General features: G+C 53.7%; 13 protein-coding genes. All 13 read right to left on the bottom strand.

Going from position 1 to position 15,605, the window contains the following annotated elements:
- Window positions 1–9: 9 nt before the first annotated feature.
- On the bottom strand, window positions 10–3,087 hold the full coding sequence (locus tag UC15_RS20365; protein ID WP_157961016.1) for an ATP-binding protein: 3,078 nt from the start codon (window positions 3,085–3,087) through the stop codon (window positions 10–12).
- A 22-nt stretch (window positions 3,088–3,109) separates the two neighbouring features.
- Complete coding sequence (locus UC15_RS20370) at window positions 3,110–4,045, bottom strand: hypothetical protein (RefSeq protein ID WP_198659746.1); 936 nt, start codon at window positions 4,043–4,045, stop codon at window positions 3,110–3,112.
- Between the two features lie 80 nt (window positions 4,046–4,125).
- Window positions 4,126–4,509, bottom strand: coding sequence for a DUF6750 family protein (locus tag UC15_RS20375; RefSeq protein WP_112290511.1), 384 nt, complete (start codon window positions 4,507–4,509; stop codon window positions 4,126–4,128).
- A gap of 24 nt (window positions 4,510–4,533) precedes the next feature.
- Window positions 4,534–5,061, bottom strand: coding sequence for a conjugal transfer protein TraQ (gene traQ, locus UC15_RS20380; RefSeq protein WP_149543256.1), 528 nt, complete (start codon window positions 5,059–5,061; stop codon window positions 4,534–4,536).
- Window positions 5,061–5,816 carry a hypothetical protein gene (locus UC15_RS20385; protein ID WP_112290512.1) on the bottom strand — a complete coding sequence of 252 codons (756 nt, stop codon included), beginning with the start codon at window positions 5,814–5,816 and terminating at the stop codon, window positions 5,061–5,063. Before UC15_RS20385 ends, traQ begins: the two co-directional genes overlap by 1 nt.
- Window positions 5,817–5,827: 11 nt before the next feature.
- On the bottom strand, window positions 5,828–7,081 hold the full coding sequence (gene traO / locus UC15_RS20390; protein WP_112290514.1) for a conjugal transfer protein TraO: 1,254 nt from the start codon (window positions 7,079–7,081) through the stop codon (window positions 5,828–5,830).
- Window positions 7,082–7,083: 2 nt separating this feature from the next.
- Entirely contained in the window at window positions 7,084–8,097 is a 1,014-nt protein-coding gene (locus UC15_RS20395) for a DotH/IcmK family type IV secretion protein (RefSeq protein ID WP_157961017.1), read from the bottom strand.
- 18 nt (window positions 8,098–8,115) lie between these two features.
- Window positions 8,116–8,832, bottom strand: coding sequence for a DotI/IcmL/TraM family protein (locus UC15_RS20400; protein ID WP_112290515.1), 717 nt, complete (start codon window positions 8,830–8,832; stop codon window positions 8,116–8,118).
- Window positions 8,833–8,848: 16 nt separating this feature from the next.
- Window positions 8,849–9,307 (bottom strand): hypothetical protein, encoded by a 459-nt coding sequence (locus UC15_RS20405; RefSeq protein ID WP_232829956.1) that lies wholly within the window; start codon window positions 9,305–9,307, stop codon window positions 8,849–8,851.
- A 4-nt stretch (window positions 9,308–9,311) separates the two neighbouring features.
- Complete coding sequence (locus tag UC15_RS20410; protein WP_112290517.1) at window positions 9,312–12,644, bottom strand: LPD7 domain-containing protein; 3,333 nt, start codon at window positions 12,642–12,644, stop codon at window positions 9,312–9,314.
- A gap of 220 nt (window positions 12,645–12,864) precedes the next feature.
- Window positions 12,865–13,446, bottom strand: coding sequence for a hypothetical protein (locus tag UC15_RS20415; RefSeq protein WP_112290518.1), 582 nt, complete (start codon window positions 13,444–13,446; stop codon window positions 12,865–12,867).
- Window positions 13,447–14,180: 734 nt separating this feature from the next.
- Window positions 14,181–14,441 carry an IcmT/TraK family protein gene (gene icmT, locus UC15_RS20425; RefSeq protein ID WP_112290521.1) on the bottom strand — a complete coding sequence of 87 codons (261 nt, stop codon included), beginning with the start codon at window positions 14,439–14,441 and terminating at the stop codon, window positions 14,181–14,183.
- Complete coding sequence (gene traJ, locus UC15_RS20430; RefSeq protein ID WP_112290527.1) at window positions 14,438–15,589, bottom strand: plasmid transfer ATPase TraJ; 1,152 nt, start codon at window positions 15,587–15,589, stop codon at window positions 14,438–14,440. Before traJ ends, icmT begins: the two co-directional genes overlap by 4 nt.
- Window positions 15,590–15,605: the final 16 nt, after the last annotated feature.

The raw sequence follows: 15,605 nt of genomic DNA on the forward strand, positions 1-15,605 counted from the left end.
GTCTCTGTATTAGATTTGCAAGCCGCGAGCGGCAATAAGCTCGCTGGCTAAACGGTTAATCACGTTGCCGTGGTCGGTTTCTTTGGCTTCTTTCTGGCGTAAATCAATCAGCTTTATTGCACTACCGGTTGGGAAGGCTTCGGCCAGAATGGCGCGGGCCGTTCGTCCGTCGAGCAGGTCATACAGCTGATCGCGCAGCGCGGCATCTTTTGGTGTGGAGTTCAGTGCCCAGAGCTCTTTCGGACCCAGCGTGTTTTTGAGAATTTGCACCACCCGGCCCGTTTTCAGACGGAAACACGCGAGGAAATGGGTACCGCTGCCATCGGGGGATGCGCCGGAACCGATGTGCCGGAATGCCTGTGCGGTGTGCATCGGTACACCAAAATGCTCCGTCAGAAGCGGCAAATCTTCATGACTTACCTGCATCAGATAAAGACTGTTGGCGGATTTCAGGATCTCATGCGGGAAGTGGTTCAGGTACTGTGAGCTGAGGACCGTCCGGATGAAGAACTTACGGTTTTCCAGGTCTTGGGTGACCAGCTTACTCATAATGAAAGGAATATCTTTTGCGTTATGGAGTTCGTCATAGATTTTGGTTTTGACCTCCTGTGCCAGCTGCGTCAGGCGTTCATGATGAAATGAACGGTACATTTCAGGAAGGTGACCCATCAGCTCGTTGCGGTACTGTGGCAGTTCAAAGTGGCCAGCTGCCAGCTGCCCAGCATAAAGGTACATTAGTCCGGTTTTCACCTGACCGGCGCGGGTTTTGCCGCCCACGACGTTGTTCAGGTCGATGGCTATCACACGCGTATCCGGGTTAAGTTCAAAGACCGTGCGGCCAGCCAGCATTTTATACGTGCGCAGCGCATCAGACAGGCAGCGCTCAATATAGTCCAGCAATGACTCGCCACTTCCTTCACGGGTAATGGCTGCGTATCGGGCACGGACGTCGGCATCGTTTAGGTAGACCTGCAGATCGCTCAGCTCAGGCATGGCCTGATAGTGCGCCCGTGAGGCGGCTTTTATCTCACCTTTTTTAAACAGCAGATCCCGGACTTCGAACCAGGTCGTCTTCTGCCACCAGAGTGCATCGTACTCATGGTTCAGCCCCGTTTTTTCCAGTGCCGCATCTACAATGGGTTCTATCGTGGGGGCATAACGTACCGGGTCCTTGTCGGCGTTGTTGTCAAAGGCGGTTTCGATAACTGTCGTCAGGATCTGCCGACAATCCTGAGCGTTGGGCGGGGTACCGGTCTCCGGGTTAACGCAGAGCGCTTCACAGATATTGACCATAAACTCTAATTCGGGTGTCAGGGGGTATTTCATACCCAGCTGGACATCGAACGGGTTTTTGCAGTGCTCACGGCTGTTTTCCAGTACGAGGCCGATGACCTCATGCTTGCGATGAGGGGGCAGCGCATCGCGCACCAGTCTGACCAGTCCCTGTGCGGAAAACCCCTTGTCCACATAGGACAGAAACGGCAGGCTGCTTTGCCCTGAAAACAAAATAGCTTCACTAAGCGCGCCCAGCGCAACGGACTTACCTGTACCGGGCTCACCGGCTACAATTTCGGTAAATTTCGTTTGCAGGTTACTGGCCAGCTTCACCGGGAAAGGCTTCCCATCCGGTGTCGCAAATACAATGCTGGCGTCATCTGCCCAGGGGGTTGCCGGTCGCTGCAGAGGCAGTAATGCCAGTGCGGCTGAAAGCGGAGGAAACATCAGCGACGGAATACTCAGCGTATTGGCACCGGTGAGTGTTGAGACCCATGCGCCTATGGGATCACCAAACGTACCGGTCACCTCGCAGACTCCCCAGGACTGTAAACCCTTCTGCAGCAGCGTGCGGTTACGCTTAACCACCTCTTTTGAGCGGCCCCACGTACTGGCACAGACCGTCATAACGCACACGGGATCGCTTTTGTCTGCATGCTCCAGCCACTGAACGGAGTTATAGACAGAACGAAGCGGAGGTAGAAGGGCAGCCATACCCAGTACCATTTTTTTACCGCCGAGAACTTTTAGCCCATTGGGCATCAGATCCATACGAATACGCCAGGGAAGCCGGCGACTCATTTTACTGAACAACTCGCTGAAGGTTTCCGGCTGCTGCGGGCCGAGGGACAGTGCAAGCGTCGCATGCCAGTGGCCATCAAGATGAACAAAGCTACCATCAGCCTCCGGTTCGCTGTTAAACAGCTGGTAGTTAAGGTGCGGGGCCAGCATTATCGAGTGATCCTGGCCTTTGGGTAACCCATGTGGCCATTTTATATCGCCTGGCAGGAAGGGTTTCCAGTCTGGCGAGGTACTGTCACGTTCAACCTCTTCGCGCAGGTGGAAGCCAAATTCGCGGGCATTCATCAAACGAATACGCGTGCCAAAATCACCGTTGCCAAACTGATTTTCCAGCGTGGTCACGAAGGTATCGTGGCGGATTTTCAGGCCTTCCAGCTCATAGAACGACGGATTCTGGCCGTAACGCGCACCCGGCGCTGCTTTCAGTATCGCATCCCTGCGTTTCTCCTCATCCCTGCGTTCGGATGTGGCCAGCGCTTCTTTCGAGGTGTACACCACAAGAAAAGCACGCTCCCGGGCGACGAACGGTGCCAGCTTCTCAATACGCTCGTCCAGAATGTCAGTCAGGTCGAGATTCATACGTCGGAGGCCCCGGTATTGGTGTGCCAGCAGTTTATGCAGCTCTTCGCGTGCCTTGTCTGGATCACGCTCAAACACAAAGCTGAGCTTATGGCCTACGGTCTGAAACTCGCTGGTCAGCAATGTTTGCAACCGGTCAATGTAGCTACTGAACAGCGCATTATCGCGTTTTTCTTCTTCGGTAATGGCCTGTTGTTCGTTGAACTGACAGTAGGTCCCTTCAATTTCGAACACGCTGGCGTAATGCCCAGTCTCTGTCACAAAGATATAAGGTGCCGCCATATCCGGGCGGCGTTTTTTGTCATCGTCGGTGAGACCGATTGTGGTACGCAGATCGCAGTAGCGCGTAAAGTCCTGCCCCAGCGCGTAGCGGGAAGCATAAGCCAGCGCCTCTTCCACGCATTCAAGCGCGGAGACTAATGGATTTTTCATAGGTAGTTGTTCTCGGACGATGTCAGTTCTGACTGCGGTACTGATTTAACAGGGAAAGCCAGGTCGATGGCTTTATCGAATCAGCGGTGATATTGCCGGAAATCAGCTCAGGGTTGGGGATAAGTGCGATATGCCTGAGACGTTGTTGCAGATCTTCTCGCAGGCGATCCCGTGCCTGCATAAGCGCCTGACCAAACTCACCGGGATGACAGGTTCCCCAGAAGGCTTCGGCTTCTGCGCGATGCTCTGCCAACCAGCGGAGAATCGTTGTAGCGCCTTGTTTTTGGCGTTCATCCCCCTGTTGTCTGGCGATGCTCACCGTTCTGAGCAGATGACTGATGTCTGCCGGCGAAAGCTCCGGGAGGTAAACCATGACACCATCATTAGCCCCCAGGTTATTGAGGTGGCGACTGCAGGCGCATACCGGACAAGCTACGCCAAGGTTGGTGTCTGCCGTATCCTCCGGATTACTGTTGCGAAATATCAGGGCGTTATGCTTACTGGTGTAGCCGCAAAAGTCACAGCAGTCACCGGTCAGCTTGCGGGCACGGCGCCTTAATAGCGGAGAATGAACCGTGCTTTCATGCCCCCATATTTGCTGCTCAATGCCAAAATTTTGCTGTCGGCGCGGCAGCGTCAGACGCAGCAGTTCGACATTGATATTAGCCCAGCGGCGAAAAGCCTTCAGGAGGCGTTCTGTCAGAGGTTCCTGCTGGGCACTCTGTTTTATTGCCTTCAGGTGCTCTTTGAGCGGTGTCAGAGGTAAAAGTACAACGTCGCAGTCATAGCCTTCCTCATGACGAATCATGCCGCAGTAATAAAAGTGGCTGACCAGCGGTGTGAGCAACTGGCAGAGGGTGAAGTTATCAGGTTCATCAAGCTGGATAGCTGGGGTGTCCGTGTCGCCGTCATCACCGGGCAGACAGGGCTCCAGCGTAACGGGGAATAGGGCACTCACGCTTTCCGGGAACAGGTTCACTTGTTTGGACTCCTTCTGTCTGATTGAAACCCCGGTGCAGATGCACCGGGGATGGCGATTTAGCCCACATCAACCGGATTCAACTGGATAGTGCTCTGGCCTTTCTTGATGAACTGATCGATGGCAATCAGGATGAAGCCAGCACCAAACGCTGTCAGCACCCAGCCCCATGAGATTTGAGGATTTTTCTTTTTAGCTACCCAAAGGATCACCCCTACAATTACAAGGCCAATGCCACCAAACTTGGCCAGTTTCAGCAGGCTTTTTCCTGAGTTATCTGCACCATCAGCTACGCCGTCCAGCATTTCGAAAATACCGTCGGCAGCATGGGCTGGCAGTGTCACAGTACCCAGACCCGCGACGAGTGCAGATGTCAGACGCACTCGCAGGGAAGACAGTGCCAGCCAGAGACGGACGGAAACAAACAGAGAAACATTACGCATTTTTACTACCTCATTGTTGTTGAATTAATTCCAGGTCAGACCCAGTGTTTTTTGCAGTGCATTAAGTAATTCGGGGTTACAGGCCAGCAGGATGCCGGTGATGGCCATGACCAGGCCTGTGCCGATGTCTTCTCGGGCTGACAGACCTGTATGGCCGTCAACCAGAGAACGCCGGGCGCGAACCACGCCCATGTAAAAGAACAGAACTCCCACAGCACGCAGCAGCGTGAGAACCGCATCAATAGCCAGTTTTGCCTGCCCCATGGAGTCCGGGGCATACGCGATCGCGTCGAATGACACATCACCAAAGCTCAGCGTGTGCGCGGCCTTGTTCATCATCTGTTGCAGGGCGATAAGTGCGCCGCCCAGACAGACCGAGGCCAGCACTTTCACGCCGCTTGAGGGTTTGCCGCTGCGTGAATTGCGGACGGCGGATACCAGCGTGGCAATACACCCACCCAGGCCGAACATAAATCCAAGCGCGAGAACAAGTCGTATTCCGCTGGTCTTCAGGCCATCAGCCACGTGGACAAGGATTTGAATGGCGTCCATCAACCCCCCTGGCGAATTACGCCTTTGTCAGTGACGACAACCCGATGCTGGGTATCGATGCTGCGAATAGTCATGCCTTGCAGAACGTCACCAGCCTGAACGGACCAGGTACTCCCGTTGTGTGTTATCCACGCCATGCCGGGGTACACCGTGTTAACCCGCCAGCCGGTAACACCGGTGGTTTTGGAAAGTGTTGATGGTGTGCGGGAGGATTTTCTAACCGGCGTCACTTTTCCGGCTGTTGTTGGGGTCGGTGGTTGTGCTACGGGTTTAACCGCCAGCGCATGCAGTTGAGCTTCCAGTGCGGCCAGACGTTGTTCTACATTGCCTGTGCGTCCATTCAGTACCGTAATCGCCTCGCGGTTGGCAGCGCTGTACTGCTTCATTTCCTCTGAGTCAGTGATTGTGAGGGCAGGTGACTCCGGTGTGGTTATGGGGAGAGGGGGCGCTGACGTAACTGGCTCAGAAGTCGAGGCCGGTGCGGGTGACGGTGCCACCTGCTGTGGACCCTCATCCGGGATGAATGCCCGGGAGGGCGGTGAGTCTGGCCAGACGGCGTACACAGAGAGCGCAATGAGGGCCGCGCCGGCAACCAGCAGCGTGCTCAGGTCATAGCCGAAAAACTGGCGTTTCTTCGGTTTTTCGTCGGATACCTGAGGGGAAGAGGGGGCCGGGTCTTCTGCGGCGGCGGTGTTATCTGCGGGCAGCAGGGAAGCGTCCGGAGCAAGGTCCGGATCAAAATAGTCTTCTTTCATGGCGTGTCTCTTTAGGGGTGTGTTGCGGGGGTAAAGGTTCCGGCTGGCTGGATGCGCAGGCCTGTTGGTGCGGCATCTGCCGTCGTGTTGGTTTCTTTATCGCTCTCTTTGACTGCGGTCATAAAGAGCAGGGCGACACTCTGGCCGCGATCGACGAGAACCTGCTTAACCGGCAGCTTCTGGGCATCGCTGGCAATGACCTGACCAGCCTGTTGAGCGGCACCGCCGAGGACTGTACCGGCAACGGCTGTTCCGTTTGGCATGCCGACGCGACCTTCGAGGGTGTTGTAGCCATTACTCAGGATCTGCGTATTAGCGCTGGCATAAAGTTGTCCACCCAGCCCGAGTCCGTGAGCCAGCGCGGGTAGCAGAATACGCGTGCCGTATCGGTTATTTACGCTGGATGCCACCGATGACTGCAACGTATCAGGCATTGCTGCCCAGACATCGATGCGCCATGTGTCCTTATTCCAGGTCATTTTGGTGAAATGAATATTGACGCCGTCACCGGCCAGTTGAACACCATTGGCCATCAGCATTGCACCGGCATAGGGACCCGCAGGGATGTGAGCCAGCACCTGAGAGCTGGTGTTGTCAGAATCGACTGCCGTATCGATAACCCCACCTGGTCGGCTTCCTGCTGGGATCACTACATTATCGGTATTTGCTGACGGGCTTCCTGATAGTGCCGCCGGCGTTAGCGTCGGTGCCAGGCTGTCCGTCCAGCTTGCGTAAACACTCACCGGGGTTCCTCCCGGATTGCCTCCTGCCTGACCGCCGGTCATGCCGGTAATGCTGGCAATCTGTCCCGCTGGAGCGGCTCGCTGGTTAACAAGCTCTTTCAACATGGCTTCCAGAGCCTTCTTGCGGTCCGGATCCACACCCGACGGGGTGGACTGTGATTGCTGAGAATACCTAGACGGCGGCGGTGTTTGTGGTACGGGCAATGGATCCTGAGATATCGGTGGAACCTGCCTTACCGTTCCCGAGCCGACGGAGGCGATGAAGCTGCTGTTAGCCGCCTGCGCCTGCTTTGCGCCTTCAGCATTATTCTCACGCAGTATTTCCCGGTATTGCGGACTTTCCGGAGCGACTTTGCCGGAACCTCCCGCGACCTTATCAACATTTATTCGGGAGGCCGGAGGGGGTGGCGTGCTCATCCAGGAAACCAGCAGGAATCCGCCTGCAATCAGCGAGAAAACAACGGTTGCGATAATGATGCCGGTTTTTTTTACGTCCCGGCTGACGTCTTTTTCGGCGGACATAGTCACTCCAGTGAAATAGTCAGATACACCGTTTTTCCGGCGTGAGAGAACGCCACTTCTGGCGTCAGGGGCAATTTGTAGAGCCAGGTACCGTCGCCGGAGGCTTGCGTCAGCTCAAATTCGTCACGAATTTCGCTGCGGGAACGGATATAAAGGTCATCTCCCATCTGCCATACCTGTGTGTCCGGTAAATCACCCTGCGTTTTCAGGCGCCGGGCCTCTTTAGGCGGAACGCCATCGAGGAAGGCCTGCAGGGTGGGATTATTAAGACCAATTTTCGACTGACCGGCGGGCATTTTCTTGGCCTGCGGACCGCGTTGTGGAATACGCAGATCCAGACGGCTATCGATGACCCGGGCACCTGTGTCGTTGCCGGCCTCACCGCTGTTGACGTCGATAATCACCGGTACCGCCAGTCCCTTCAGATATGCCGTTACGTTCCCCCGGTCGTACTGGCGTTTTGCCTGCACGGTCATCACGCTGCTGTCCGGTATAAAGCTCACAGCAAAACCATCCGGATTGCCGTTATAGGGCGGTGCAGCCAGCGGCCATGGTGCCCCCGTGTTATCCGTAAACATCAGGGTGCTGGCCTGATTCGTCGTGGTGCGAAGGACGGGAAGGGAGGCACCAGGAGAAAGATTCACTGTCAGCGTGGAAATGCGGGGGACAACATCAGCAGGTTGCCACGCCCGGCCTCTGCTTGCTTCGTCCATCACTTTGCCCACCATTTCAACACCCTGACGATTATCCAGAGGGTTGGCCTGACTCATTGCCCATGCCTGGGCTGCAGTGGGCGGGGCGGGCGGTGGTGTCTGACGTAACGGCGCGGTGATATCGGTCTGCGGTACTGTGCTTGACTGGGGGGCCGTGGGTTCGCTCTGAGGTGCTGTGGATGTCGGCGCTGCGGGAGTCGCGGCGGTTGGTGTATTCCCCGTGCGGGCGGGTGCCCAGTCTGCCGCCAGTGCCGGAACCGCTGACAGCAGCATAACCACTGCAGTGAGAGTGTGTTTTTTCATGAGAGTACCTGAGTAAAATTAGCGGGCATCGCGGGTGACGATTGATGCGCCTTCAATACCTTCCGGTTTAACGCTGACGTCGGTTCGCTGGACGCGCACGGTGAAGATAAAGTTCTGTGGGGGCAGGCTGCGGGTCTGACCGTCCAGGCTCAGTGTGACCGGATACTGTATGTCCCACATGTAGGGGCCATTTTCGCCTTCCCTGCCGCGCCGGTAAATCATGCCCTTGCGGGTGGTGTTGGCTGACATGATCATCTTGTCTGTTTTGACTTTAGCGAACAGGTTTGAACTGGTGAGAGCGCTGTAGTAGTTGGTAAAGCCCGCTTCAGAAAATTTCTGCTGTTGGTCGCTAATCTGCGTGCGGTAATTTTTAAAATCGAGCTGGAAAGCATCGCGGATCAACTTATCGCCAAATGCGATAACGTCATCATCAGAATATGCAGGTTCTGAAGTGGGGTGTTGCTCCAGTACGCTGCCTTTATAGGTAGCGAAGTATTTTGTCGGCGGGTTGGCGACTTTCCAGACCAGCCAGGCGTTAACCGGCCATTGCAGCAGGCTCATCGTGGCGGCGATCAGTGCAACCTGTAGCGCCTTGCGGGCAAAGCCTGCGTTGAGCATGTTTCTTTGTTGTAGCTCAAGCGATGCCATGAAAGGGATCATGGCGTCGTCTGGCGGGCGTCTGTCTTCAGACGCACCCGAAGAAGCCTCCGCAGGGGAGGCTGGATTCTTTTTCATCGTTGAATTACTTCCGTCAGTTCAGGGAAATGAAAGAGGAACTGCTGCCACTGGTCGCGGAACTTATCGGTGCAGAAGTGACAGACTGACTCTGTGGAGCGGGCATGTAAGAGCTATATGACGCCAGATTGGCGGAGGAGGGTAAATCTCCCCATGGGTCAATAGTGGACGGGACATAGTCATTAATTTTGTCTCGTGCGGCCTTGCAGATTTTCTGGCCAATCTGATTCATTATATCCGCCAGATTAGGAAATGTGGGGGCTGTGATTGTGGTGGAAATATTGCCCAGACAGTCGCCCAGTGACGCCGAAACATTGTTCTGACGCTGTGACCAGGCCTCAGCTGCGGCTTTTGCCCGATTGTAGCCCGCCTCACTGCCCAGATGAGCTGCGGTACCTGCACGGCAGGAAGCAGCATCAGCAGCGGGAAGGCACGCCAGGAATAAAAGTGTGAAACAGAGTGTACGTCGCATCATGACCTCACATTGGCTGTGGTTGGATAGCCGGCTTTACCTGCGCCCGGGGAGACTGAGCAGTTTCTTCAGCCTTCGGTGGCGTATATGCCTGAGAGAACCCCAGTTTGCTGTGCAGGGCCGGCGGGATCTTTTCCGGGGTAACCAGCGGTACGGCAAATTTAGGCGCGTCTTTCCCCTTCATTTGAAATGCAAAAGTGTCGAAATTAGCCGTGCTATTTTTCACCGTGTTTACTGCTGAAGCGTGCCCGATGAGCTGCAGAGCGCCGTTATCCTGAACGGAGTTGAGTGCAAGATAGGTGTTGCCATTATTGCCAGTGCAGATGCGGGCCAGTACGTTTCTAAGCTCACCCTCATGGCGAATAATGCCCTGAAGATAATCACCATGCCCTTTCACCAGATGAGCCAGCAGTTCTCCATCGGCGGCGAGCGCATGCATCACAACGGATCCAGCTGCTTTGGAATGAGAAGGTACGGGAGCATCAACCGGGTGCGTGTCCGGGGCGGACTGACCTTTGCCATCCGGACCGGTGTACAGCAACCCGTGGCCGCTGGCGTCAGGCGTGGTAAGCGGCAGATTTGCGGCCTGAACCATCTGCTGTTGTAACTTCCAGAAAGCGTTACCGTCGTAGGCGGCAAGTTCCGCCGGTGCGACGGCGTTTCTGTCGTCAACAAGCAGCCGGTTGTCCATGGCCTGGGAGACCGTCCAGTGGTTGCGATGGGTTTCGAGCCGTTCAAAACCGGTAACCTTACCGTCGGCATCTTTCACCGGCACGTTCACGGTGACCGGCTTCTTACCAAGGAATTGCAGCTTAACTATATCGCCGGGCTGCTTACCGCTGTCCTTCAACGCCTGCTCAAGCTCGACACCCCAGAAGGTTTTATTACCGCCTTTGGTGCGCATCTGTACATAAAAGCTGTCGGTTTTGGTTTTATCAAACTGGTACGGCGCTTTGCCGACATCCAGTAGCTTGCCTGTGAGACCGGTGCGCAGCGTCTCTTTTTCAATCGTGGTCAGCTCCGGTGCAGCAGGTTGGGCAGGTATTTCACTGGCCGCTGAGGCAGATGGGGGGACCACCGGCGAGTCAGCTGCAGCTTGTGCCGGGGCTGGCTCAACTGCGGGATTTGCGGGGTCGATATCCAGTCCGTTCTGTGGCACGGTATTCTCTGCCCGTGCTTTCAACAGGGCTTCGAACTGTTCACGTTGCTGTGGATTTTTAAGGTGTACCTCAATCTTATAGTCAGCGATCAGCGTCATTGTTCGCTGAATAAACGCTTCGCTGCCGGTAATTTCTATCGCGCCGCGCTGATTGGCTTTCGCAGACAGTAAAGCCGCCAGGATCATGCGGTCGTTCTCACTGGCTTCAGGGGTGGCCATCTCGATGCGATCGCCGTAATCGCGGAAGGCGTCCTGGCCATCAAGCGCATATACCCAGGCTCGCCCGTCCAGGCGACTGACCAGACTTTGCAGTAATTCACCCGTATTAATCGGGAGGATTGTTTCTTCTGGCGGGCTTGCATCACCAGGCATACGACCAAACGTGAAGTTAAAACCTTCTTTCTCGGCAGATTCTGCCTCAGATGCTTCAGCCTTCACCTCTGGAGTATCCCTGTCAGCGTGCACGGGTGGCACTTCGGGACCCTGTTGTGTGATATCTGCGACCGGCGTCATATCAGCAGGGCTTTCGGGCTTCTGCTGTGGTGATGGTTCTGGGGATGTCGGCAATGCATCTGGCGTTGAAATATTCGCGTCAGGTAAGGCGGTTGCCGGCTCAGCAAGAACGTCGGTATCTATCGGATGTTGACTGTTTTCAGTTGGTGCAGATTCGGTATCGCCGGGCTGCAATGTCGCATCAATCGACGCAATTTCTGCATCAGATGGTTGTGAAATTGCTATTTCTGGTTCGTTTTCTGCGTTAACCGGGGGTATTTCTGCATCAGATGGTGCAGGTGTGGCTTCAGCAGGTGCTGATACAGCTTCTGCCGGTTCACTGCTGTTCTGCCCGACGAGGTGGTCTTCACTTTCCGGAGACTGTGAAGATGACTCCTGCTGCATGTAAGCCGCATATTCTGCGATATCAGCAGGTTCCGGTAATTGCTCTTCAGGATCGTCCTGTCTGAGGTTGGTTTCTGGCATGGGATGTTCCTCTGTGAAGGTCTGACGCCAGTCAGGGAGTAAAGGGTCAAGAACGGGAGACAGCTGGTCGCGCACGGCATCGAGTCCCCGTGATGAATGAATGTCGTTGAAATCGCTGAATGAACCCGTGCCGGCGAATGCCTGTGCGCGTTCGCTTTCAGTAAATTGCGGAATGATATACGTACCATCAATGGCCGCTGCGGCCTCCCGGGCTTTATTGAGTCCTTTGTTGTCGGTTTTCGTGAAGTCATCTTCGCCAAGGATGATGTGAGCCGTATCGGGATGAAGAGCTTTAAGGTTTCGTGACACCGTCACCATGTTGCCCGCGTCGACCGTCATCACAACCGGAATCCCGGTGGCCTGATGCAGGCTTGCCGCCGTGGCATATCCTTCGGCATAGAGAATGGGCCGTTGTGGGCTTAGTTCGCCGCCAACGACAAAGTAATTACCGGTTTTCTCGGCATCCTTCTTCAGGTTTTTGGTACCGTCGGGCTTGATGTATTGCAGCGTGCGAAGTTCGCCGGCGGTATTGCGCAGCGGAATGACCAGATTGTCATATTTATCCAGCTTGACGCCCGCAGCAGCGGGCACGCTCTTACGTGACAGATATGCATGCGAGTCGGGCGCGGCTGGCATTTTCGACCACTGACCTGTCAGTGTTTTCGCTATGCGCGCATAATCATCCTGCGCCTTTATTTCTCTGTCCCAGCGCTTCTGGGCCGCCAGCGCTCGCTGTTTTATAGATTCTGCGGGGTCATACTGATAGGCGCCGGTGGAGGTCCAGTTCACTTTTCCTTCGCTTGCACGATGATTTTGGTACCAGCCAGCAGGACGACCATCCATGAATCCCTGATAGACGCCGGATTTACTGCCGGCTTTATCACCTTCCGCCGCAACGCGGTGCCGTTTGCCATCCATCTCTGGCAGGCCGTTATCGGGCAGAACGAACCCGGCCTCGCGTAGTACCTGTGCAAACTCCTCAACAGGTGTCAGGTTTTCCGCGACGGTATGAGTCTGCCCTGTAATGGTAGTTTCAGGCAGCCAGGGCTTAATTTTCTCAAGGTCCGCCTCTTCCTTCGCAAACCAGAGTTTTTGTGACCTGTCGTATTCAAGGGGATAACCCCCATCCGGAAGCCGGCCAGCCGCACGTAGCGCGTCCTTTTTGTTGTCCGGCATGATGGTGAGATAGGTGCGTTTTTCCATTATTACCTCCGTAACTGTTGTCTCAGTAACTATGATTCCCACCTCTTAACGAGGTAGTTGATATATTAAAACCCTGGAAGGAGTGGCAATAATTTGAGGGAGAAATAAATTAAATATCCGGCAGTGTTAAATATAAATAATAATGTAATGGCACATTCCAGTGGGTTTAATATTGAAATATCCTTCTTGATGAAAATGCTTTTCGCTACGAATTAATTTGTTAATGGTGCATGAGGTGGTTGATTACTAGTGAAATAAAATGCATGACTATCTGTGCTGAAGTAATGGTTAGCCCGATGTAACTTTTACAGAGAACTGAAATCAATAGTAAGACGGCATTCGCTACAGTTAGGTAATTAATGCAACTACCAGGGGACGGCAGAAAGAAATAGCTGAAACCAATAATAACCATTTGTAGACACAACCAGAAAATCCAGAATGCAATGCCTTCTAGTGAAACCCCCCAATCACGCTGCACCGCCACTGGAGTATGCATAAGCTCTGCCTGCAGTTTTAGTTTTTTCAGCTTGTCAATCGCATTCTGAATGTGACAAATTTCAGCTGAATCTCCTTTGGCCTCGCGGACCATACTAAATTTTTCTTCCCTAAGCATATCGATAGCACGCACGAACTCGATTGGTTTTGGAAAGCCAGAGGAGTGAATACGTGGTAACAATGCCCGTAGAAGTGACAGTTTGTCAGGCGCATTAGAGAAACGTTGCGTGAATTCGAGTTGCTGGCAGATAGCCGTAACTTGTTCCAGCAGTGTTTGTTCTTTCATTTTAGAGCTGTCGTTAAGCATGATATCCTCACGGCATGTAATGGGGATTTATTGTGTTGAGGGACAATATGTTGTATTTAACAGTGCTGTTATTTCTTCTCTGTGCGTATGTTTGTTTTATTAGAAGGCGTTTTATAAAATCATCTCCTATTTTTGTGTTTTTGCGAACTCCTGGAGTGACTCTTCTTCTGTCATTGTTCTTATCGTGTGCCGTTGAAGGTGTCTATTTCTTTAAATACCGTTCATTCATTTTAGAAAATGATCTGTTAATGAATGTCTTGTTCATTAGTCTGACGATTACTTTACTTGTAATCCTTCTAACGGAGGGGGCGGTTAGAGGAATTATCTTAGGAACATATTTGACTGTGATTAACAGAAAGGTCTTTATACATATCAATAAGGGTTTTATACCTCAGGGTATTGATAGGGAGAAGTACAAAACCCGAATCGATTCATTCATTAATCAGCTGGTAAATGTCCCCAAGCCTTTTCCTTCAACGGTGGTTCTTAAATCTCATTTAATAACACCATTGGCAAGAAAAATAATAGAAAAGTCATTGAGTAATAATGGGGTCAGGTTTACCTGTAATGAACGACCGACTCCCTGGTTTGAAGTACTAGCCCTGAACCTTAACTATGGAGGAAAAACCCGCTATCGCATGTATTCCTTCAACAAACACGCAAACGGCTTCAAAGTCCACAGGACAGGGCACAAATTTGTCATTCACCTTCACCCATGAGTGTTTGACGTTCCCTTATTCAAAGAACTTGCGATACCACCACGGACGGCCAGTCAGGCGCTGTCCGCGAAGAAGGTAGATGAGGCGCTGCCAGAGCACCGTGATGGTGAAACCAAAGAAGGAGAGAAGCCGAAAGAAGAGGATGATGCCGGTGATGATGTAGAGCGTGGTCGTTTCCGGCCACTGAAACCATGCGGCATACAGGGCAAAAAGCACGACCGGAATACCTATTATTTCCAGTCGTCGCCCGGCATCCCGCCAGGGGCAAATATTCACATGGACATCCTCCGCTCCAGTTCGCGACGGGTAATAACGGTCAGCAACTCATGCTGGCTGATACGGCCCTGCTGATAGAGAGCCCATGCCTTATCACTCATGCGAGCTTGACGTTCACTGAGATGGTTATCGATCCAGTCACGCCAACGGGTATGATCCAGACGGCCCAGCGCTTCACGAACATCATCATCAAACACCAGATATTCCCTCACCGCCTGACGCTTGCCGTCGGTGGTGCGTAACAATCGCTGGGCAATGATGTACTGCAGATTACTCAGCAGGTTGTGTGCCATCGCTTCCCGAAGTTCTGTCGGAACCAGCATCAACGCGCGGGGAATGGTCTCTCCCGGGGAGTCGGTGTGCATGGTAGACAGGCAGAGGTGCCCGGACTGACCGTTCATGACGGCACCGTAAAGTGTTTCGAGATCGCGTATTTCGCCCACGCCAATCACGCCCGGTGCGCGACGCAGTGACAGCCGCAGGTGTTCAGCGAAGGAAGCCACATCGCGACCAATCTGCGACTGTTCCGGCATCAGGATGGCATCCGGAAAGTTCAGCAGAAATTCAATCGGGTCTTCCGCTGTGACAATTTTGCGGTCGGGATAATGCTGGGCGCAGTACTGATAGATAGAAGCCAGGAGCGTGGATTTTCCCGAACCTGTTTCGCCGACAACCAGACCTATGCCCTTGTGAGGAAGTAACGCCGGGAATAAATCATCTTCTAGTCCAAGGCTTTCAAGCTGCGGAATAACGGTCGGGATGGTTCTCAGCGTGAGTGCCGGCACCATGTCATAGTCACCGATGGTGGCCTGCACGAAGTTACAGCGAAAGCGCAGGCGCTCACCTCGTCCTAGTCCGTAACGGTAGTAAATATCACCGGTCAGCTGAAGGGCGCGGTCGACCCCTTTGCCTGATTTGAGATCACCTTTGATTTGTTCAGAAAAAACATCATCCATTAAGCGGGCCAGCTGAGGCGGTTCAATGCGGAACTCGCTGGCCCTGACCTTACGACCATACAAATCAACAACCAGCGGCCCGCCACCCTGCAGAAAAATATCGGAAACATTGTTGCGAGAACTGTGGACAAGAAAGGACCGCAAGGCATCGCCGGTGATGCCACCGTGCTTATGGAAATCAAATGCCGGTATGAATAGACCCGGGTTT

Source organism: Rahnella sp. AN3-3W3, from assembly GCF_003263545.1.
Taxonomy (GTDB): Bacteria; Pseudomonadota; Gammaproteobacteria; order Enterobacterales; family Enterobacteriaceae; genus Rahnella; species Rahnella variigena.